Consider the following 20682-nt stretch of genomic DNA (forward strand, 5'->3'; position numbering starts at 1 on the left):
ACGCGATGACGCGCGTACGGTACGGCCCGCGCGGCGAGGACGAGATCAGGCGGGCGCGGGAGGCGCGCGCGAAGCTCCCCGACATCTGGTCGACGGGTGTGGTGGCGCTGTGGGAGACGGATCCGGATGTGGTCGCCGCCGTGCTGCCGCCGCCGCTCAAGCCGACGGGCGAACCACTCGTACGGGTCACCATCAGCCAGGTCGCCCTCCCCGGATACCCGCTCGGCGCGGGCTCCTTCTCCGTCGCCGCGCACCACGGCGGGGTGGACGGCTGGTACCCGCTCGTCATGCCGATGACCCACGAGCGGGCGCTGATCGGCGGGCGCGAGGTCTTCGGGGAGCCGAAGAAACTCGGCGAGGTCACCGTGGAGCGGGACCGGGACACGGGTGCGCTGCGCGCCGGAATGGCCCGGCACGGCGTCACCTTCGTCGAGGTCACGGGCACGGTCGGCGCCTCGCTGCCGCTGCCGGAACCGGCGCGGAAGGTGGACTTCTACTTCAAGTTCCTGCCCGGCGTGGACGGCGCGGGCTTCGACGGCGAGCCCGTCCTCGTGCACTGCCTGCGCGAGGAACGGGTGCGCGCGCTGGAGGCGGTCGAGGGCGGCGAGGTGACGCTGCGCGAGTCGGCGTACGACCCGGTGGCCGACCTGCCCGTGCGGCGGCTGCTGAGCGTCACCCTCGGCGAGAAGACCTCCGACCAGAGCGGCCGGGTCGTCGAGCGGGTGAGCGCGCGTGCGCTGCTCCCGTACGTGCACCAGCGCTACGACGACGCGGCCCAGGTGCACGACGGCCCACCGGAAGCGGAAGCGGAAACGGAAGCGGCCCCGGACGCGGGTGCGGCCCCGGCCGACATCGCGGAAGGGAAGCGCTGATGGAGCTGCGCGAGGGGCAGACGGCCGTCGTCACGGGCGCCGCGAGCGGAGTCGGGCTCGCGATGGCGCGGCGCTTCGCGGCCGAGGGGCTGCGGGTGGTCCTCGCCGACGTGGAGGAGGGCGCCCTGGAGAAGGCCGCGGCCGGGCTGCGGGCCGAAGGCGCCACCGTGCTGGCCCACACCGTCGACGTGAGCGAACAGGCCGAGGTCGACGCGCTGGCCGAGGCAGCGCGCTCCGCCTTCGGCCCCGTGCACGTGCTCTGCAACAACGCGGGCGTCGGCTCGGGCGCCGAGGGCCGCATGTGGGAGCACGACCTCAACGACTGGCGCTGGGCGTTTGCGGTCAACGTGTGGGGCGTCTTCCACGGGGTGCGCAGCTTTGTACCGCACATGCTGGAGTCGGGGGAGCCGGGGCACATCGTCAACACGTCCTCGGGCGACGGCGGCATCGCGCCCCTGCCGACGGCCTCCGTCTACGCGGTGACCAAGGCGGCCGTGGTCACCATGACGGAGTCCCTGTACGCGCATCTGCGGGCCGAGGACGCGGCCGTCGGCTGCTCGGTGCTCTTCCCCGGACCCCACATGCTGCGCACGGGCCTGTGGGAGTCGCACCGCAACCGCCCCGCGCGCTACGCCAAGTCACGCGCCCGCAGGACGCCGTACCGCTCCCTGGACCAGTGGGAGTCGGCCATGCGCGAGGCCGGGCACGAGGTGACCTTCACCCCGGTGGAGGAGGTGGCGGACTTCGTCGTACGGGGCATCGCCGAGGACCGCTTCTGGATGCTCCCCGAGAGCGAGCACAGCGACCGGCAGATCAGGGCCAGGTCGCAGTCGATGCTGGACCGCGCCGACCCGTCGTACCTGGAGAGCTTCATTCTGGACTGACGGGCCTGTCCGGGACTGCCTGCCGAAGACCGACCGAGGGATTGTGAGTGTGCGATGACCGCACGGCAGAACCCGTCCGGGTCAGGCGACCCGTACCCGGACCTGGACCGGAACCGGGACCGGAACCCGTATCTGATCGTCTCCTCCGACTGCCACGCCGGGCTGCCGACCGAGGAGTACAGGCCGTATCTGGAAGCCAGGTTCCACCGGGAGTTCGACGACTTCCTGGGGCAGCGTGACGCCCGTATCGAGGAGTCGACACGGCTGGGCATCCGTAACGAGGGCTTCGCCCGCAAGTGGTTCGAGGAGAACGAGGAGGGGCTGCGCGGCGGCTGGGACGCGGCGCAGCGCGTCAAGGAACTCGACGGTGACGGAGTGGCCGCCGAGGTGGTCTTCCCGGACGCCGACGCCGTGGACAGCCGCACGGCCGCGCCCTTCGGCGTGGGCCTGGGCCTCTCAGGCGACCAGGACCCCGCACTGGGCATGGCGGGCGCGAAGGCGCACAACCGCTGGCTCGCGGACTTCTGCGCCCAGCACCCCGAACGGCACTGCGGCGTCGCCCTGCTGCCCGTCACCGGCGCGGTGGAGGAGGTCGTCGCGGAGATCCACAGGGCGAAGGAGTCGGGGCTCGGGGCGCTGATGATCCCGTCGATGTGGGTGGACAGGGCGCCCTACCACGATCGCCGTTACGACCCCGTATGGGCGGCGGCGGCCGAGACCCGGATGCCCGTGGTCACCCACTCGGGGGCGGCACCGCGCCACGAGTACGGGGACCACCTGGGCATCTACGTCAGCGAGGTGACCTGGTGGCCCGCGCGCCCCCTGTGGTTCCTCCTGTGGTCCGGTGCGTTCGAGCGGCATCCGGGGCTGCGCTTCGGGGTGGCCGAGTCGGGGTGCTGGTGGCTGCCGAACCTGCTGTGGTTCATGGACCGGCTCTATCTGGGCGCACACGGAGGCAAGAAGCTGTCGCCCTTCGCGGAGCTGAAGCGTCCGCCGCACGAGTACCTGGACCGGCAGGTCTTCGTCTGCGCCACCAACACCAAGCGGCGCGAGCTGGCGCAGCGCTACGAGATCGGCGTCGACAACATCCTCTGGGGCAGCGATTTCCCGCACCCCGAGGGCACCTGGCCCGCCACCCGCACCTGGCTGCGCGACACCTTTCACGACATTCCCGTGGCCGAGACCCGGCGGATGCTGGGCGGTGCGGCGGCCGAGGTCTTCGGGTTCGACACGGCGGCGCTGGCACCGCTGGCAGCGCGCATCGGGCCCACTCCGGCCGAGCTGGGACAGCCCGAGGACCCCGAGGGCCGGGCAGCCGTCGAGGAGTCCTGGCGCGGCGCGCGCGAGGTCGGCCGCCACTGGCTGACGGGGCACGACTTCCCGTACGTCGGAACGGGTCCTGGACCGGCCGCCCACGTGCCGACCGCGCCCCACAGGGCGGAGGAGGCGGGCTCGTGAGCGCGACGGAACAGCAAACGGAACAGCGAGGGGACACGGACTGCTACACCGTCATCTCCGCCGACTGCCACGCGGGCGCCGACCTCCTGGACTACCGCCCGTACCTGGAGAAGGCGTACCACGACGACTTCGACGTCTGGGCCGAGCACTACGTCAACCCGTACGAGGACCTGCTCGCCGACACCGCCGACCGCAACTGGAACTCGGCGCGGCGCCTGGCCGAGCAGGAGCGGGACGGCATCGTCGCGGAGGTCGTCTTCCCGAACACGATCCCGCCCTTCTTCCCCAGCGCCTCCCTGATGGCGCCCGCGCCCACCCAAGAGGAGTTCGCGCGGCGCTGGGCGGGGCTGCGCGCCCACAACCGCTGGCTCGCCGACTTCTGCGCCGAGGCCCCCGGGCGCAGGGCGGGCGTCGCGCAGATCCTCCTGCACGACGTGGACGAGGCGGTGCGCGAGGTCAGGTGGGCGAAGGAGGCGGGGCTGACGGGCGGCGTCCTGCTGCCGGGGACGCCGCCGGGCTCGGGCCTGCCCGAGCTGTACTCGCGGGTGTACGACCCGCTGTGGGCGGTGTGCGACGAGCTGGACGTGCCCGTCAACCACCACGGCGGTTCCGCTTCGCCGCCGCTGGGCGAGGAGCCCGCAGCCCGCGCCGTGTTCATGGTGGAGACCACCTGGTTCTCGCACCGGGCGCTGTGGCACCTCGTCTTCGGCGGCGCCTTCCACCGCCATCCCGGGCTGCGGCTGGTGCTGACAGAGCAGGGCTCGGGCTGGATACCGGGCGTCCTGGAGATGCTCGACTACTACCACGCGCGCCTGGTCGCCGCCGCGTCCCGGAGCGCGCATCCCACCCCTGGGGACGACGCGGCCTCCGGCACCGCCGAATCGTCCACGGCCGAAGCGTCCACCGCCGAGTCGAAGTTCGGCGCCGGGCTGGCCGCCTCGATGGGCAGGGGCCCGAGCGAGGTGTGGCGCGAGAACTGCTACGTGGGCGCCAGCTTCATGCGCCCGCACGAGGTGCCGCTGCGGGAGCGGATCGGCATCGACAAGATCATGTGGGGCAGCGACTACCCCCACGACGAGGGCACCCCGCCCTACTCCCGCGAGGGCCTGCGCATCGCCTACGCGGGCCTGCCGCGCGAGGAGGTCGCCGCCATGGCGGGCGGCAACGCGGCCCGCGTCTACGGCTTCGACCTCGACCGCCTCGACCGGATCGCGGCACGGGTGGGCCCGACGGTCGCCGAGATCGCCGAGCCGCTGGAGCGGGTCCCGGAGGACGCGACGAGCCCGGCGTTCGTACCGGGCGGCCGGGTCCGGGTCTGGTAGGCGCGTCGAACGGACGTCGAATACTTGTGGGTAACAACCCCTAGCCCGCGCGGCACGGAGCGCTCTACCTTGCTGACATGCCGTCCAACCTGCCCGACGTCGTGCTCTGGTCGATCCCCGCCTTCGTGCTGCTCACGGTCCTGGAGATGGTCAGTTACCGCCTCCACCCGGACGAGGACTCCGCCGGTTACGAGACCAAGGACGCCGCGACGAGCCTCGCCATGGGGCTCGGCAGCCTGGTCTTCGACGCGCTGTGGAAGATACCGGTCGTCGCGATCTACGCGGCCGTCTACGAACTGACCCCGCTGCGCGTCCCCGTCCTCTGGTGGACGCTGCCGCTGATGCTGCTCGCCCAGGACTTCTTCTACTACTGGTCGCACCGCGGTCACCACGTGATCCGCATCCTGTGGGCCTGCCATGTGGTGCACCACTCCAGCAGGAAGTTCAACCTGACGACCGCGCTGCGCCAGCCCTGGACGTCCTGGACCGTGTGGCCCTTCTACGTCCCGGTGATCGCCCTGGGCGTCCACCCCGCCGCGCTCGCGTTCTGCTCGTCGGCGAACCTCGTCTACCAGTTCTGGATCCACACCGAGCGCATAGGGAAGCTGCCGCGGCCGTTCGAGTTCGTCTTCAACACCCCGTCGCACCACCGCGTGCACCACGCCTCGCAGGGCAGCTACCTGGACCGCAACTTCGGCGGCATCCTCATCGTCTGGGACCGGCTCTTCGGCTCCTTCGTGCCCGAGACGCAGCCGTGCGTGTTCGGGCTCACCAAGAACATCGCGACCCACAACCCGCTGCGGGTGGCCACCCACGAGTACGCCGCGATCGGCAGGGACCTGCGCGCGGCGCGCGACTGGCGGGAGCGCGCCGGCCGCGTCTTCCGCGGCCCCGGCTGGCAGCCCGTCGCGACGGCGCAGGGAGCTCCGTCGGCGGAGGGGACCCCGGCAGCGGAAGGGGCCGGACCGCTCGCGCGGCCCGGCCCCGGAACCGGCCCGGGGGCCACGGCGTCACCGCCGCAGCCCCCGGCCCAGCAGGTCACTTCGTGACGTTCACCCCGTGACCGGAGGTCACTCCGTGCGGGTCACTTCTTGACGGCCGCGAGGGCGTCCACGAGGCCGTGCCCGTAGAAGCTGTTGTTCCCGGGGACACCGGTGCACGTGGCGGCGTAGGTGCCCTTGCCGTCGGGGTCGTACTTGGTGGGGCACTTGACGGTCTGCGCCTGTGCCTTCAGACGCCAGCCCAGCTCCTGGGGCGACACCTTCGGGTGCTTGCTCTTGATGAGCGCGGCGACGCCCGCGACCTGCGGACCGGCCATCGAGGTGCCCTGGAGGTACGCGTACTCACCGTCCGGCATGGTGGACAGGACGCCACCGCTCTTGGCCGGGGGCTCGGGCGTCTGGTAGCGGGTGTCGCCACCGGGGCCCGCGACGTCGATCTGACCGGCGCCGTAGTTGGAGTAGTACGACTTCAGGTTCTCCGGGCCCGTCGCCGAGACCGAGGTGACACCCGGCAGCATGGTGGGCATGTCCGGGCACGTCGCCGGGTTGATGGTGCGCTCGACCGGCGTGGAGTCGTTCGGGCTGGTGTCGTCCGTCAGCTCCGCTGCGGCGAGGTCCTGCGAGGAGTTGCCGGCGGAGGAGACCGTGGCGGTGCCCTTGCCCGTCGCGTACTTCAGGGCCCGGCTCACCGAGTCGACGAGGGCGCCCTGGTCCTTGTCGTTGCGGCAGTTGTAGAGCCACGGGTCGATGTAGTAGCTGTTGTTGGTGATCTCGACGCCGTGGTCGGCGGCGAAGACCATCGCGCAGACGACGGCCTCGGTGTAGAAGAGGGACGTCTCCTTCTCGCTCACCTTGATGGACGAGACCTGCACACCGGGCGCCGCACCCGCGATGCCCACGTCGTTGCGCGGCGCCGCGATGATGCCCGCGACGTGCGTGCCGTGGTAGTCGTTGGCCGCGTCGAAGGGGCGCCAGGCGCCCTCGCTCGTGTCGGCCTTGCCGCCGACGCAGCTCGCGGACTGCTCGGCCGAGAAGTTGGCCTGGAGGTCGGGGTGCGTGTCGTCGACGCCGGTGTCGATGACGCCGACGGTGACCTTCTTGCTGCCCTCACTGATCTTGTGGGCCTGGTCCGCCTTGATCGCCCGCTTGTCCCACTGGAGGGACTCCAGCGGCTCCTCGCCCTGCGCCTTCGCCTGGGCTGTGGCCGCCGACGTGGACTTGGGCGTCTGCACGTACTGCGGCTTGCCGACGTCCGTGGTGGCCGCGGCCTGGATCGGCGCCGTGCGGGTCGCGCCCGCCGAGTCGACACCCTTCACCGCGCGTAGCGTGTCGCCGAACTCCGGGTTCGTGGAGTGCGCGACGATGACGCCGATCTTCTTGTACGCGGTGACGACGGTGCCGTCGGCCTTGGTTATCTCCTTCTTCACCCGCTCGATGGTCGAGGCGTCCGTCGCGGTGTTCACGACGTAGCTCAGCTTCTCCCCGTCCTGCGCGGCGGTCGCGGTGGCGGCGTTCTGCGTGCTCGCCACTGCGACGCCCGCCATCCCGACCGAAGCGGTGAGGACCAGTCCGAGCGGCATCGCGAGCGCGCGCCAACGTCTGGAAGGTTTTGAATCCATGGGGTCTCCATGTCGTCTGAAGTTGACCATAGACGTGGGAAGTTAGCGCCGATTGGTGCAGCTCAGCAATGGATTCCGAAAGATAGTCCGAGCGAGTCGACAATGTGTCTTACGGGTTTCAACCTCTGACCCCTGTTGTGACACGTGCCGAAGATCTACGATGCGCGCACTGTACGGCCAGTAAGCACCCCCACACGCCCCACACCGTCCTCTCCCCCCACCCACTCATTCCGACTGGAGTCACCGTGGACACCGCATCAGAGCACGAGGGTTCAGGCCCCCCGCGCGGCCTGAATTACACGGAGGTGCAACAGAGTGCCGAGTTCGGTGAACTACGGCACACGTACCGGTCGTTCGCCTTCCCGCTCACCGTCGCCTTCATCGTCTGGTACCTGCTGTACGTCCTGCTGTCGAACTACGCGGACGCCTTCATGGCGACGAAGGTCGTCGGCAACGTCAACGTGGCCTTCGTCTTCGGCCTCGCACAGTTCGTGACCACCTTCCTCATCGCCTGGTGGTACTCCAGGCACGCCGCGGCGAAGCTCGACCCGAAGGCCGACGCGATCAAGGCCCGTCTGGAGGGCGACGCATGAGCATCAGTCAGCACCTGGCGGCGGCTCCGGCGCGGTTCCCCCTCGCGGCCGAGGGCGCCAGCGAGCACCGGACCCTGATCATCACGCTCTTCTCGTGCTTCGTGGTGGCCACCCTGGCCGTCACCGTGTGGGCGGGGCGCCGCACCAAGGACGCCACCGACTTCTACGCGGGCGGCCGGCAGTTCACGGGCTTCCAGAACGGCCTGGCGATCTCCGGTGACTACATGTCGGCCGCGTCCTTCCTGGGCATCGCGGGCGCCATCGCCCTCTCCGGGTACGACGGCTTCCTCTACTCCATCGGCTTCCTGGTCGCCTGGCTCGTCGCGCTGCTGCTGGTGGCCGAGCCGCTGCGGAACTCCGGGCGCTACACGATGGGCGACGTCCTGGCCTACCGGATGCGGCAGCGGCCCGTCCGCACGGCCGCAGGCGTCTCCACCATCATCGTCTCGATCTTCTACCTGCTGGCCCAGATGGTCGGCGCCGGCGCGCTCGTCGCGCTGCTGCTGGGCATCACGGGCGAGACGGGCAAGAACCTGATCGTGGTCTTCGTCGGAATCATCATGATTCTGTACGTCACCATCGGCGGAATGAAGGGGACCACCTGGGTCCAGATGATCAAGGCGTGCCTGCTGATCGGCGGAACGCTCATCATCACCGTGCTGGTGTTCCACAAGTTCAACTACAACATCTCCTCGCTCCTCGGCGCCGCGGCCGAGAACAGCGGCAAGGGCGCCGCCTTCCTGGAGCCGGGACTGAAGTACGGGGTCACCACCACCTCGAAGATCGACTTCATCTCGCTGGGCATCGCGCTCGTCCTCGGCACCGCCGGACTCCCGCACATCCTGATCCGCTTCTACACCGTCCCGACGGCCAGGGCCGCGCGGAAGTCCGTGAACTGGGCGATCGGCATCATCGGCGTCTTCTACCTGATGACGATCGCGCTCGGCTTCGGCGCCGCCGCGCTGCTCTCGCAGAAGGAGATCGTCGAGTCGAACGCGGCGGGCAACACGGCCGCGCCCCTGCTCGCGCAGGAGATCGGCGGCGGCGCCGACTCGACCGGAGGCGCGATCCTGCTCGCGATGATCTCGGCGGTCGCCTTCGCGACGATCCTCGCCGTGGTCGCCGGGCTCACCCTGGCCTCCTCCTCGTCCTTCGCGCACGACCTGTACGCGAACGTCATCCGCAGGGGCGAGGCCACCGAGAAGGAGGAGGTCTCGGCAGCGCGTATCTCCGCCGTGATCATCGGCGCCGTCGCCATCGGGCTCGGCATCTTCGCGGGCAAGCTCAACGTCGCGGGACTGGTGGCGCTCGCCTTCGCGGTGGCCGCCTCCGCGAACCTGCCGACGATCCTCTACAGCCTCTTCTGGAAGCGCTTCACGACACAGGGCGCGCTGTGGTCGATCTACGGAGGGCTCGTCTCCTCGGTGCTGCTCGTCCTCTTCTCGCCCGTGGTCACCGGCAAGCCGACGTCGATGTTCCCCGACGCCGACTTCGCCTGGTTCCCGCTGGAGAACCCAGGCCTGATCTCGATCCCGCTCGGCTTCCTGCTCGGCTGGCTCGGCTCGGTCCTCTCCAAGGACGAGGGCGCGGGCGGCGAGAAGTACGCGGAGCTGGAGGTGCGCTCCATGACGGGTACGGGCGCGCACTGACCCGTTGCGCCAGCGCCTGCTACGGCGGCCCGACCACGGCACCGTCACGCAGCGTACGCGCGAGGAAACTTCAACGATCTGTTGAATGTCATACACGTCGCGTACGCTTCGAGACAGATCAGGCAACCGTGGGAGGGCCGCCAGCATGCTGCTCGACACATACGGCCGAGTCGCCACCGACTTGCGCGTATCACTGACCGATCGCTGCAATCTGCGCTGCACCTACTGCATGCCAGAAGAAGGCCTCCAGTGGCTCGCCAAACCCGACCTCCTCACGGACGACGAGATCGTGCGCCTCGTGCGCATCGCCGTGACGGAACTGGGCATCGAGGAGGTCAGGTTCACCGGCGGCGAGCCGCTGCTGCGCCCCGGCCTCGTCGGCATCGTCGAACGCTGCGCCGCGCTGGAGCCCCGGCCCCAGATGTCGCTCACGACGAACGGCATCGGCCTGGAGCGCACCGCCACCGCCCTGCGCGAGGCGGGCCTGGACCGCGTCAACGTCTCCCTCGACACCCTGCGGCCCGATGTCTTCCAGCGCATGACGCGCCGCAAGCGCCACGGCGACGTGCTGCGCGGTCTCGAAGCGGCACGCTCGACGGGCCTCACCCCCGTCAAGGTCAACGCCGTCCTGATGCCGGGGCTCAACGCCGACGAGGCGCCCGATCTGCTGGCCTGGGCCGTCGAGGAGGGCTATGAGCTGCGCTTCATCGAGCAGATGCCCTTGGACGCGCAGCACGGCTGGCACCGCGAGGGCATGGTCACCGCCGGGGACATCCTGGAGTCCCTGCGCACCCGCTTCACGCTGACGGCCGAGGGCGAGGAGGAGCGCGGCTCGGCCCCCGCCGAGCGCTGGGTCGTCGACGGCGGACCGCACACCGTCGGCGTCATCGCCTCCGTCACCCGTCCCTTCTGCCACGCCTGCGACCGCACCCGCCTCACGGCCGACGGCCAGGTGCGCACCTGCCTCTTCGCGAGCGAGGAGTCCGATCTGCGCGGCGCGCTGCGCGCGGGCGCGGCGGACGAGGAGATCGCCCGGCTGTGGAAGCTGGCCATGTGGGGCAAGAAGGCGGGAGCCGGGATCGACGACCCGTCCTTCGTGCAGCCGTCGCGGCCGATGTCGGCCATCGGGGGCTGAGGCGGGTGCGGGCGCCTTCGGCGGATGCGGGGCGCGGGGTACGGGCGGCGCGGCTGTCCGGGGCCCGAGCGGGGCCCGCCGTCCGTCGGCCGGTCCGGCCCGCGTCGGCCCCGTCAGTCCGGTGTGCCGGTCCCGGGGGCCGTGTGACGGTGCCACTCCTCCAGCGTGACGACCTCCTTGAGGAAGTCCCGCATGCCGAGGAAGTCCGACAGATGCTCGCGGTGCTCGTCGCAGGCCAGCCAGGTCTTGCGGCGCTCGGGAGTGTGCAGCTTGGGGTTGTTCCAGGCCAGCACCCACACGGCGGGGGCGCGGCAGCCCTTGGCTGAGCAGATGGGGGTCTCGGGGTCTTCGGCTGAGGGGATCATGCCCCCATCCAACACCCGGCCCGCACAAGGAAACGACGCCGGGCAGCCACGGGGGGAGCCGCCCGGCGTCGGTCTATCGCTCCGACGGGGGATGCGGAGCGTTTCTGAAGTATGGCATGCGAGACCCTGCGCGGTGCAGCGGAACCGCATGATTGATCTGAGCTTTTCATGAGCTTCATACGGTGGCCCGGCCCAAATGCCTTTCAGGCTGGGCCCTCTGACGGGCCGTCGGACTTGTTCACGCCCGCTTCAGGGACGCGTTCCGCCGAGCCGAGCATGGGGCGCGTGGGGGAGGGGATGTACGAGGCCGGGAGCGAAGGAGCGTTCTCGCGGCCCGCGTTGGCGATCACTACCGCCACGTACGGAAGCAGCGCTCCCAGCACGAGCGTCACCACGGCCAACGGGCGTTGCACGTTCCACAGGAGGACGGTCAGCAGAACCGACGCCGTGCGCACGAGCATCGAGATCACATAGCGCCGCTGCCTGCCGCGAACGTCGTCTTCCAGTCCCTGCCGGGCCCCGGTGATCCGGAAGACCTCGGGCCGGCGCTGCTTCCGCATCACGTTTCCACCACCTGCTCACTGTGCCGGGTCTGGTCCGCCGCGCGGGGTTCCGGGCCTTCACTACGGTACGCCCGGGCTCAGCCGGGTTCGAGACCGGGGCGCTGATCCCCGGGACCAGTGGCGGCGCGACGTCACCCGTATGGAGCTGTACGCCATGCGGCGTAGTCGGGCCGGGAGGAGAGTGTTCCCCGTATACGTACAAGGGTGCGCAAACCGCGCCGAACTGCGGAGGCGACATGAGCTGGTTGTGGGCGATTGTCCTTGGTTTGGTGCTGGGTGTCCTCGCCCGCGCCATCCTTCCGGGCAAGCAGGACATCCCGCTGTGGCTGACGGCGATCTTCGGCATCCTGGGCAGCATCCTGGGAAACGCCGTGGCCACCTGGGTGGGCGTCAACGACACCAAGGGCATCGACTGGATGCGGCACGTGCTCCAGCTCGCGGGCGCCGTGGTCGTCGTCGCGCTGGGCACGCCGCTGTGGGCGATGATCCGGGGCAAGAGCAGAGAGCGGACCTGAGCTGACATGACCTGACCCCCTCCGCCCCGGGGAGGGGCGGAGGGGGTCAGGGGTTCAGGGGACCCGCCGGTCGGTCCTACAGCCCCTTGATCTCGGCGATCTTGCGGCCCGCCTTGAGGTAGACGGTGCCCGCCACCCCGGCCCCGTCCTTCGTGACCAGCCCGGCCTCGGTGAGCTTCTCCAGCGCCACCTCGGTCAGCGGACGCAGCGCGTCCGCCTCCGGCAGCACGACGGCGTGCTGCTCCGCGCCCTCGGGCTCCATGATCAGCCGCAGCCCGTTCTGCTTCGCGACCCGGCGTGCCGCCGAGGCGCTCGGCTGGAACTGGAGCACCTTCGCGAGGATCGACGCGATCCCCTCGGCCCCGTGCTCGGTGGCGTCCACGACGGGCAGCGACTCCACGTCCGTGAACGACTTCTTCGAGAACTGCGCGACGAAGCCAGCGCGTGCCGCCATCGCCGCCTCCACCCCGTACAGCGCCGCGACGACCTCGCCCGCCAGCACCTTCTTGAGGTCCATCGGGTGCAGTGTCCTGGCCTCGATACGGGCCGTGGCGGCGGCGATCTCGCCGTCCGTCCACTCCGTCCAGGCGCGCAGGTAGGGCTCCATCAGCCGGTCGGGGATCGACATGATCTTGCCGAAGACGTCATCCGCGGTCGCGGACAGACCGATGTAGTTGCCCTTCGACTTCGACATCTTCGCGCCGGACCCGTCCGTGCCCTCGATCAGCGGCACCGTGGCGACCAGCTGCGGCTTCTGGCCGCGGACCTCCATCAGCTTGCGGCCCATCTGGAGGTTCAGCAGTTGGTCGACGCCGCCCAGCTCGATGTCGCAGTCCAGCGCCACCGAGTCCAGGCCCTGCGCGATCGGGTACAGCAGCTCGGACATGGTGATGCCCGCGCCCGACGCCAGCCGGTTGCGGAAGTCCTCGCGCTGGAGCAGCGAGGAGGCGGGGACCTGCGTCAGCAGCGACAGCAGCTCGGGGAACGTGTAGGGCGCCAGCCACTCGCTGTTCTGCCGGAAGCTGACCTTCTCGAAGTCGAAGAAGGGCCGCACCTGCTCGCGGTAGCCCTGGAGGTTCTTCGCGATGTCCTCGTCGGTGAGCGGCGGGCGCTCGGCCGTACGGCCCGAAGGGTCGCCGATCTTCGCCGTGAAGTCGCCGATGAGGAGGGTCACGTCGTGCCCCATCCGCTGGAAGCGGCTGAGCACGATCATGGGCACGGTGTGGCCCAGGTGGACATCGGCCGCGGTCGGGTCGATGCCCAGCTTGATGTGCAGGCCCCTGCCCTCCGCGCGGCGCTGCTCGATGCGCTCGGTGAGCTTCTCCTCCGAGGGCAGCACGTCCACCGCGCGGGACGCGATGAGGGCCGCCTGCTCGGACGCCGGGAGATCGCTCAGGTCCAGATAGCGCCGCGAGCCCGTCTCCGCGAGCAGCCGCTCGACGGTCTGGTCGGAGGAGAGGTCCTGCGCCAGCAGTTCGCTGGCACGCTGCACGGAGTCGCCGAGGCGTGTCACGTATCTGTCCTGATGATCGTCGGTGGTCGGAAGGCCGCGGCCCGGCCCGCGCGCCATACGGTGCGGGCGCGCGGGCGGGGAACGGCCGGTAACGAGTCTAAGGCGGTCACGCGTCCTGCCGGGCACGCGTCCCCGCCGGTCACACGCCCCGGCTGACGGAACTCATGTTGAAGTCCGGGACGCGCAGCGGAGGCATCGCGGCGCGGGTGAAGTAGTCCGACCACTCGCGCGGCAGCGTCCGCTCCGTGCGGCCCGCCTCGGTGGCGCGGGAGAGGACGCCGAGCGGGGACTCGTTGAAGCGGAAGTTGTTGACCTCCCCCGTCACCTCCCCGTTCTCCACCAGATACACGCCGTCCCTGGTCAGCCCCGTCAGCAGCAGCGTCGCCGGATCCACCTCGCGGATGTACCAGAGGCACGTCAGCAGCAGCCCGCGGGCCGTGTCCGCGACCATCTCGTCCAGCGAGCGCCCGTTCCCGCCCTCCAGGATCAGGTTGTCGACGGGCGGCGCCACCGGCAGCCCCGTCAGCGCCGCGCTGTGCCGGGTGGTCAGCAGCCGGGACAGCGCGCCCTCGCTGATCCACTCCGTGGGGCCCAGCGGAAGCCCGTTGTCGAAGACGGACGCGTCGTCGCCGGAGGAGTGGGCCAGCACGAACGGCGCCGCCTCCAGGCCCGGTGCGTGCGGGTCGCCGCGCAGCGTCAGCGGCAGCTCCGAGAGCCGCTCGCCCAGCCGCGTGCCCCCGGCGGGCCCGCTGAACGCCGTCCGGCCCTCCGCCGCGTCCCGCGCCGTGGACGACCACTGCTGGTAGATCAGCAGATCGGCGACGGCCGTGGGCGGCAGCAGCGTCTCGTACCGCCCCGCCGGCAGCTCGACCTTCCGCTCCGCCCACTTCAGCCGCCGCTCCAGCTCCGCGTCCACCGCGGCCAGATCGATGTCGCGGAAGTCCCTCGTGGCCCGCCCCACCCACGCGGAGCCGCCGGTTCCGGGCGACTTGCCGTTCACCTCCAGGGTGCCGGTGGGCTGGTCGTGGCGCAGCCGCAGCCCGGCCGAGGAGCCCAGATAGGTGGAGACCACGCCGTGCTGCGCGAAGCCGTACAGCTCCCGGCCCCCGGCGGCCGCCCGCGCGAAGGACTCCCCGAGCGCGGGCGCGAAGCCGTCGAAGACCCGCGAGGAGGTCTCGTCCGGCGCCTCCGTGAAACCGGGGGAGGCGGGCACCCCCTCGACGAGCGGCTGGGCGTCCTCGGCCGCCTCCGAGGCGCGGGCCGCCTCCTCGGCGGCCCGCACCAGCGGCTCCAGCTCGTCCGCCGTCACGGCCGCGCGCGAGACCACGCCGGAGGCGGTGCCCCGGGCGCCGTCCACGGTGGCGATGACGGTCAGAGTGCGGCCCCGGGTGACACCGTTCGTCGTGAGCGCGTTGCGGGCCCAGCGCAGGTTGGCGCTGGACTCCTCGTCGGCGATGACCACACAGCCGTCGGCGCGGGACAGTTCAAGGGCCCGCTCGACGACCTCGTGCGGCCTGCTCGTACCGCCCGTACCGCCCGTACGGATGCCGGTCATCGGCCCGCCTCCCGCGTGGTGTTGAGGATGTTGACGCCGCGGAACAGCGCCGAGGGACAGCCGTGCGAGACGGCCGCGATCTGCCCCGGCTGCGCCTTGCCGCAGTTGAAGGCGCCGCCCAGCACATAGGTACCGGGGCCGCCGACGGCCTCCATGGACCCCCAGAAGTCGGTGGTGGTCGCCTGGTAGGCGACGTCCCGCAACTGGCCGGCGAGCTTGCCGTTCTCGATGCGGAAGAAGCGCTGCCCGGTGAACTGGAAGTTGTAACGCTGCATGTCGATGGACCACGAGCGGTCGCCGACGACGTAGATCCCCCGCTCCACACCGCCGATCAGCTCCTCCGTCGAGGGGCCGTCAGGGGCCGGGGCCAGGGACACGTTCGCCATCCGCTGGAGGGGCACGTGCCCCGGCGAGTCCGCGAAGGCGCACCCGTTCGAGCGTTCCCGCCCGGTGAGGCGGGCGATGCGGCGGTCGAGCTGATAGCCGACCAGGGTGCCGTTTCTGACCAGATCCCAGGACTGGGCCTCGACGCCCTCGTCGTCGTAGCCGATGGTGGCGAGCCCGTGCTCCGCGGTGCGGTCACCCGTCACGTTCATGATCCCGGAGCCGTAGGCCAGCGTGCCCAGCTTGTCCGGGGTGGCGAAGGAGGTGCCCGCGTACGCCGCCTCGTAGCCCAGCGCGCGGTCCAGCTCCGTCGCGTGGCCGATCGACTCGTGGATGGTCAGCCACAGGTTGGAGGGGTCGACCACCAGGTCGTAGGCGCCGGGCTCGACGCTCGGCGCGCGCAGCTTCCCCGCCAGCAGCTCCGGCATCCGCTCCAGCTCCGCTTCCCAGTCCCAGCCGGTGCCGCGCAGATACTCCCAGCCCCTGCCGACGGGCGGCGCCAGCGTCCGCATTGAGTCGAACGTGCCGTCCCCGGTGACCGCGACGGCCGTGAGCTGCGGGTGCAGCCGCACCCGCTGCTGGGTGGTGACGGTGCCCGCGAGGTCGGCGTAGAACTTGTTCTCCTGGACGGTGAGGAGCGTGGCGTCCACGTGGCTGACGCCCTCCGCCGCCAGCAGCCGCCCGCTCCACTCGGCCAGCAGGCCGGTCTTCTCGACGTCGGGTACCTCGAACGGGTTGACCTCGTACGAGGAGACCCACGTCCGCTCCCCGTGCACCGGCTCGGGGGCCAGCTCCACGGCGTCCCGCGCGCCCGCCGCCTCGGCCACCTTCGCGGAGAGCTTCGCCATCTCGACGGCCTGCGCGGCCACTCTGGCCGCCGCGTCCATCGTCGGCTCGACGCCAGAGGCGAAGCCCCACGCGCCGCCGTGGACGACGCGTACCGCGTAACCCGTGTCCGTGGTGTCCGAGGCGCCGGCCGGTCTGGCGTCGCGCAGCCGCCAGGCCGCGCGGCGGACGCGCTCGAAGCGGAAGTCGGCGTGCTCGGCACCCAGCGCGCGGGCCCGCGCGAGCGCGGCGTCGGCGAGGGGGCGGAGGGGGAGCGCGAGGAAACTCTCGTCGAGGGGCGGTGCGGCGCGGGGCTGCCCGGCGCGGGCGGAATTGGGGGGTCCGGGGGTGGGGCCGTCGCGACCGGTCGGGCCCGCGTGGCCGGTGGGTTCATCGGAGCCTGTGGGGCCGGTGGGCTGGATGGGCTGGGGCAAGGCGTCCTCCCGTCGTCGGCAACCGATCATGCCCTGTCAGAGCCGTTTCCGCCGCCGCTTTCTGTAGGGACTCCACAGGAGGCTGTCCGGGCCCCTGTCGCTGCCCGAGTCCACGACGGGGTAGACCAACCGATAGTTTTCGTACGGACAGACTTCGGCCGCGTCACCGCGGAACCAGCAGAAAGGGTGGTCACACCTTGAGCCGCTCGGTACTCGTCACAGGAGGCAATCGCGGCATTGGCCTCGCCATCGCCAGCGCCTTCGCCGACGCAGGCGACAAGGTCGCCATCACCTATCGCTCCGGTGAGCCGCCGTCGGGCTTCCTCGCGGTCAAGTGCGACATCACCGACCCGGAGCAGGTGGAGCAGGCCTACAAGGAGATCGAGGAGAAGCAGGGCGCGGTCGAGGTGCTCGTCGCCAACGCCGGTGTCACGCGTGACCAGCTCCTGCTGCGGATGTCCGAGGAGGACTTCACCTCGGTGGTGGAGACCAACCTGACGGGCACGTTCCGGGTCGTCAAGCGCGCGACGCGCGGCATGCTGCGGGCCCGCAAGGGCCGCGTGGTGCTGATCTCCTCCGTGGTCGGGCTCCTGGGCTCCGCAGGGCAGTCGAACTACGCCGCCTCCAAGGCCGGACTGGTCGGCTTCGCCCGCTCCCTGGCCCGCGAGCTGGGCTCCCGCAGCATCACCTGCAACGTCGTCGCGCCCGGCTTCGTCGACACCGACATGACGCAGGCGCTCACCGACGAGCAGCGCGAGAACATCATGGGACAGGTTCCGATGGGCCGTTACGCGCAGCCCGGCGAGATCGCCTCAGCGGTGCGCTTCCTGGCGTCCGACGAGGCCGCGTACATCACTGGAGCCGTCATTCCCGTAGACGGCGGATTGGGCATGGGTCACTGAACATGAGCGGAATCCTCGCTGGCAAGCGCATCCTCGTCACCGGCGTACTGACCGAGGGATCGATCGCCTTCCACGCCGCCAAGGTCGCCCAGGAGGAGGGCGCCGAGGTCATCCTCACCGGCTTCGGGCGCCTCTCGCTGGTGCAGCGCATCGCGAAGCGGCTGCCCAAGGAGGCCCCGGTCATCGAGCTGGACGTGACCGACCAGGAGCACCTGGACGGGCTTGCCGACAAGGTGCGCGAGCACGTCGACGGCCTCGACGGCATCGTCCACTCCATCGCCTTCGGCCCGCAGGGCGCCTTCAACTTCCTGGAGGCGAGCTGGGAGGACGTCGGCACCGCCGTGCACGTCTCGGCGTACTCGCTGAAGTCCCTCACGATGGCCTGCCTGCCGCTGATGCCGCAGGGCGGCTCCGTCGTCGGCCTCACCTTCGACGCGCAGATCGCGTGGCCGAAGTACGACTGGATGGGCGTCGCCAAGGCGGCCCTGGAGTCCACCAGCCGCTACCTCGCCCGCGACCTGGGCGAGAGGAACGTGCGCTGCAACCTGATCTCGGCCGGTCCCATCAAGTCCATGGCCGCGAAGTCCATCCCGGGCTTCGAGGAGCTGGCGGACGTGTGGAACCACCGCGCGCCCATCGGCTGGGAGCTGACCGACCCGGAGCCCGCTGGCCGCGGCGTGGTCGCCCTGCTGTCCGACTTCTTCCCGCGCACGACGGGCGAGATCGTCCACGTGGACGGCGGCGTCCACATGATGGGGGCGTAGGGCGCAGGGCGCAGGAGGCGGCTGACGTCTGACAACTAACGGGTAACAGGTAACGGATATTGAAATCTGTTACCTGTTACCTGTTACTTGTCATCTGTGATCTGTCATCCGTTACCTGTCATCTGTCATCCGACACCCCGCGCCCCCACTCCCGCGTGTACGAGGCGGCCTCGCGGCCCGCCGCCTCGGGGTCCCCGTCGCGGATGGCCTCGACCAGCCGCTCGTGGTCCATGTGGTTCTCGGGGTGCAGTTCCTCGCCGACGTCGAAGCGCAGGAAGTCCCGCATCACGTCGCCGAGGTCGGCGTAGACCGCCGTGAGCACCTCGTTGTGGGAGGCCGCGACGATGCCCAGGTGGAGGTTGGCGTCCGCCTCCACGAAGCGGTCCACCTCGCGCGATTCCCACGCCGCCTCGCGCCGCTCCAGCAGCGCGTCGAGCTGGTTCAGGTCCGCTTCCGTGCGCCGTCGCGCGGCCAGTTCGGCGCCCGAGGTCTCCAGGGCCGCGCGCAGTTCGGCGACGTGGCGCGGGTCCGCGTCGGCGAACCGGCGCTGCATGACCCCGGCCAGTTCACTGGTCGCGACCACATAGGTGCCGGAGCCCTGCCGGATGTCGAGCAGGCCGTTGTGCGCCAGCGCGCGAACGGCCTCCCGCACGGTGTTGCGGGCCACGCCCAGCTCCTCGACCAGTTCGGGCTCGGTGGGGATGCGGGAGCCCACGGGCCATTCCCCCGAGGTGATCTGCGTACGCAGGGCGGCGATCACTTGGGCGGCCAGCGCCGAGCGCTGCGGTGTGGACAGGGTCATGACTCTCCAGGGCGGAACGAGGCGGTACGGCTGTTGGCATGAATTCGTCCCATGATTCTATGATGGCCTCTATGCCAGTGAAAGACGACGATCTCAGGCCCCCTTCCGATTCCTCTCGGGCGTCGGCATCCGGCGCGTCGGGTGCATCCGGTGCGTCCGGCGTGCCTGATGCGTCCGACGCGTCCCGCGCGTCCGGTGGTGCCGCGAAGACCGGTCAGCCGTCGGCCTGGGTGCTGCGCCTGGTCGTCGTCGGACTCGTGCTCGCCGCGCTCAACCTCCGGCCCGCGATATCCGGCCTCGGCCCCCTCATGGAGGAGGTGCGCGACGGCCTTGGCATGAACGGCACCGTGGCCGGGCTGCTCACCTCCGTGCCTTCGTTCTGCTTCGCGGTCTTCGGCGGGCTGGCCCCGAGGCTGGCCCGTCGCTGGGGCCCGGCCGCCGTGGTCCTCGTGGGGATGGTCGCGATCACGGCGGGGCTCGCCCTGCGCCCCTTCGTGGGCGGCACTGCCGGTTTCCTCGCCGCGAGCGTGCTGGCCCTCGCGGGCATCGCGGTGAGCAACGTGCTGATGCCGGTCGTCGTCAAGCACTGGTTCCCTGGCCGGGTCGGCCCGATGACCGGCCTCTACTCCATGGCCCTCGCCCTGGGCACCGCCAGCGCCGCCGCCGTCACCGTGCCCATGACCGAGGCGCTGGGCGGCAGTTGGCAGCTCGGCCTGGCAGCCTGGGCGCTGCTCGGCGTGGTCGCGATGGCGCCGTGGGCGGCCGTCCTCCGGGACCGCGGCTCCCGCGCCCCCGAGCCGGACGCGGCACGGGAGGCCGTCCCGGAGCGTACGGAGGCGGCCGAGCGCGCGGAGGAGGCCGAGGGTGCGGAGCGGTCCGCCGCCTCGGGGCCGGACGCGCGGGCGGACGCGGGGGCGGATGCCGAGCCCGCCGTGCGCATCACGTCCTCGCCCACCGCCTGGGCGCTGGGCATCTTCTTCGGGCTCCAGGCGTCGGCCGCCTACATCACCATGGGCTGGCTGCCGCAGATCTTCCGCGACGCCGGTGTCTCCGCCTCGTCGGCCGGACTGATGCTCGCCGTGACCATGGGCATGGGCGTCCCCCTGTCCTTCGTGCTGCCGCGCATGGCCGCCCGTATGCGGCACCAGGGACCGCTGGTGCTCGCGCTGGGGGTCTGCGGTCTGGCCGGGTACGCCGGACTGTGGTTCGCCCCGGCCGACGGCGCCTGGCTGTGGGCGCTGATGCTGGGCGTCTCCAACTGCGCCTTCCCGCTCGCGCTCACGATGATCGGCATGCGGTCGCGTTCCAGCGCGGGCGTCGTCAAGCTGTCCGCCTTCGCGCAGAGCACGGGCTACCTCATCTCGATCCCCGGGCCCCTGCTCGTCGGCGCCCTGCACGACACCAGCGGCGGCTGGCACGTCCCGCTGCTGCTGATGACGGTGCTGATGTTCGGGCAGATCGCCATGGGCGTGCTCGCGGGGCGGGACCGGGTGATCGAGGACGGGCGCTGAGTGCGACACTGACGGG

19 protein-coding genes are annotated in these 20682 nt (G+C 70.9%); 12 read left to right on the plus strand and 7 right to left on the minus strand.

All coding sequences use genetic code 11. The features are described 5' to 3' along the window. Window positions 1–5 precede the first annotated feature (5 nt). From ACYVOO_RS03035 to ACYVOO_RS03055, 5 genes are all read left to right on the plus strand, one after another. On the plus strand, window positions 6–872 hold the full coding sequence (locus tag ACYVOO_RS03035; protein WP_461014091.1) for an acetoacetate decarboxylase family protein: 867 nt from the start codon (window positions 6–8) through the stop codon (window positions 870–872). After that, window positions 872–1756 (plus strand): SDR family NAD(P)-dependent oxidoreductase, encoded by an 885-nt coding sequence (locus ACYVOO_RS03040; protein ID WP_461014092.1) that lies wholly within the window; start codon window positions 872–874, stop codon window positions 1754–1756. Before ACYVOO_RS03035 ends, ACYVOO_RS03040 begins: the two co-directional genes overlap by 1 nt. A gap of 54 nt (window positions 1757–1810) precedes the next feature. Next, window positions 1811–3214 carry an amidohydrolase family protein gene (locus tag ACYVOO_RS03045; protein ID WP_461014093.1) on the plus strand — a complete coding sequence of 468 codons (1404 nt, stop codon included), beginning with the start codon at window positions 1811–1813 and terminating at the stop codon, window positions 3212–3214. Further along, on the plus strand, window positions 3211–4536 hold the full coding sequence (locus ACYVOO_RS03050; protein ID WP_461014094.1) for an amidohydrolase family protein: 1326 nt from the start codon (window positions 3211–3213) through the stop codon (window positions 4534–4536). Before ACYVOO_RS03045 ends, ACYVOO_RS03050 begins: the two co-directional genes overlap by 4 nt. Window positions 4537–4613: 77 nt before the next feature. Continuing rightward, window positions 4614–5585: a sterol desaturase family protein gene (locus ACYVOO_RS03055; RefSeq protein WP_461014095.1), complete on the plus strand. Its 972-nt coding sequence runs from the start codon at window positions 4614–4616 to the stop codon at window positions 5583–5585. 35 nt (window positions 5586–5620) lie between these two features. On the opposite strand, the gene ACYVOO_RS03060 is transcribed toward ACYVOO_RS03055, so the two are convergent. Then, window positions 5621–7156 (minus strand): S8 family peptidase, encoded by a 1536-nt coding sequence (locus ACYVOO_RS03060; RefSeq protein WP_461014096.1) that lies wholly within the window; start codon window positions 7154–7156, stop codon window positions 5621–5623. Between the two features lie 245 nt (window positions 7157–7401). Between ACYVOO_RS03060 and ACYVOO_RS03065 the strand changes: the two genes are divergently transcribed. The 3 genes from ACYVOO_RS03065 to moaA all read left to right on the plus strand — a co-directional run bounded on the left by ACYVOO_RS03065 (window position 7402) and on the right by moaA (window position 10533). Further along, window positions 7402–7749, plus strand: coding sequence for a DUF485 domain-containing protein (locus tag ACYVOO_RS03065; RefSeq protein WP_461014097.1), 348 nt, complete (start codon window positions 7402–7404; stop codon window positions 7747–7749). Then, window positions 7746–9398 (plus strand): solute symporter family protein, encoded by a 1653-nt coding sequence (locus ACYVOO_RS03070; RefSeq protein WP_461014098.1) that lies wholly within the window; start codon window positions 7746–7748, stop codon window positions 9396–9398. The genes ACYVOO_RS03065 and ACYVOO_RS03070 overlap by 4 nt, the downstream gene beginning before the upstream one ends. A 145-nt stretch (window positions 9399–9543) precedes the next feature. Then, complete coding sequence (gene moaA / locus ACYVOO_RS03075; protein WP_461014099.1) at window positions 9544–10533, plus strand: GTP 3',8-cyclase MoaA; 990 nt, start codon at window positions 9544–9546, stop codon at window positions 10531–10533. 113 nt (window positions 10534–10646) lie between these two features. Here moaA and ACYVOO_RS03080 read toward each other — a convergent pair whose 3' ends face one another. Both ACYVOO_RS03080 and ACYVOO_RS03085 read right to left on the minus strand, forming a co-directional pair. Continuing rightward, a complete protein-coding gene (locus ACYVOO_RS03080) occupies window positions 10647–10898 on the minus strand; it encodes a hypothetical protein (protein ID WP_461014100.1) in 252 nt (83 codons plus the stop codon). 203 nt (window positions 10899–11101) lie between these two features. Continuing rightward, the gene (locus ACYVOO_RS03085) at window positions 11102–11458 is read right to left on the minus strand and encodes a DUF3099 domain-containing protein (protein WP_453349073.1); all 357 of its coding nucleotides are present in this window, start codon (window positions 11456–11458) and stop codon (window positions 11102–11104) included. A 239-nt stretch (window positions 11459–11697) separates the two neighbouring features. Here ACYVOO_RS03085 and ACYVOO_RS03090 point away from each other — a divergent pair, with 239 nt between their 5' ends. After that, complete coding sequence (locus ACYVOO_RS03090; protein WP_453349074.1) at window positions 11698–11976, plus strand: GlsB/YeaQ/YmgE family stress response membrane protein; 279 nt, start codon at window positions 11698–11700, stop codon at window positions 11974–11976. Between the two features lie 76 nt (window positions 11977–12052). Here ACYVOO_RS03090 and tyrS read toward each other — a convergent pair whose 3' ends face one another. From tyrS to ACYVOO_RS03105, 3 genes are all read right to left on the minus strand, one after another. Continuing rightward, on the minus strand, window positions 12053–13489 hold the full coding sequence (gene tyrS / locus ACYVOO_RS03095) for a tyrosine--tRNA ligase (RefSeq protein WP_461014101.1): 1437 nt from the start codon (window positions 13487–13489) through the stop codon (window positions 12053–12055). A 139-nt stretch (window positions 13490–13628) separates the two neighbouring features. Continuing rightward, on the minus strand, window positions 13629–15044 hold the full coding sequence (locus ACYVOO_RS03100) for a metallopeptidase TldD-related protein (protein WP_461014102.1): 1416 nt from the start codon (window positions 15042–15044) through the stop codon (window positions 13629–13631). After that, on the minus strand, window positions 15041–16687 hold the full coding sequence (locus ACYVOO_RS03105; RefSeq protein ID WP_461014103.1) for a TldD/PmbA family protein: 1647 nt from the start codon (window positions 16685–16687) through the stop codon (window positions 15041–15043). The genes ACYVOO_RS03100 and ACYVOO_RS03105 overlap by 4 nt, the downstream gene beginning before the upstream one ends. 197 nt (window positions 16688–16884) lie before the next feature. Between ACYVOO_RS03105 and fabG the strand changes: the two genes are divergently transcribed. Together fabG and fabI are read left to right on the plus strand one after the other, a co-directional pair. Then, window positions 16885–17589 carry a 3-oxoacyl-[acyl-carrier-protein] reductase gene (gene fabG, locus ACYVOO_RS03110; RefSeq protein WP_453349078.1) on the plus strand — a complete coding sequence of 235 codons (705 nt, stop codon included), beginning with the start codon at window positions 16885–16887 and terminating at the stop codon, window positions 17587–17589. Between the two features lie 2 nt (window positions 17590–17591). Next, a complete protein-coding gene (gene fabI / locus ACYVOO_RS03115; protein WP_461014104.1) occupies window positions 17592–18353 on the plus strand; it encodes an enoyl-ACP reductase FabI in 762 nt (253 codons plus the stop codon). 118 nt (window positions 18354–18471) lie between these two features. Here the strand turns inward: fabI and ACYVOO_RS03120 are convergent, their stop codons facing one another. After that, window positions 18472–19155, minus strand: coding sequence for a FadR/GntR family transcriptional regulator (locus tag ACYVOO_RS03120; RefSeq protein ID WP_461014105.1), 684 nt, complete (start codon window positions 19153–19155; stop codon window positions 18472–18474). Between the two features lie 71 nt (window positions 19156–19226). On the opposite strand from ACYVOO_RS03120, the gene ACYVOO_RS03125 reads away from it, so the two are divergent. Next, complete coding sequence (locus ACYVOO_RS03125) at window positions 19227–20666, plus strand: CynX/NimT family MFS transporter (RefSeq protein WP_461014106.1); 1440 nt, start codon at window positions 19227–19229, stop codon at window positions 20664–20666. The last annotated feature ends 16 nt before the right edge of the window (window positions 20667–20682 follow it).

Source organism: Streptomyces daliensis, from assembly GCF_054782395.1.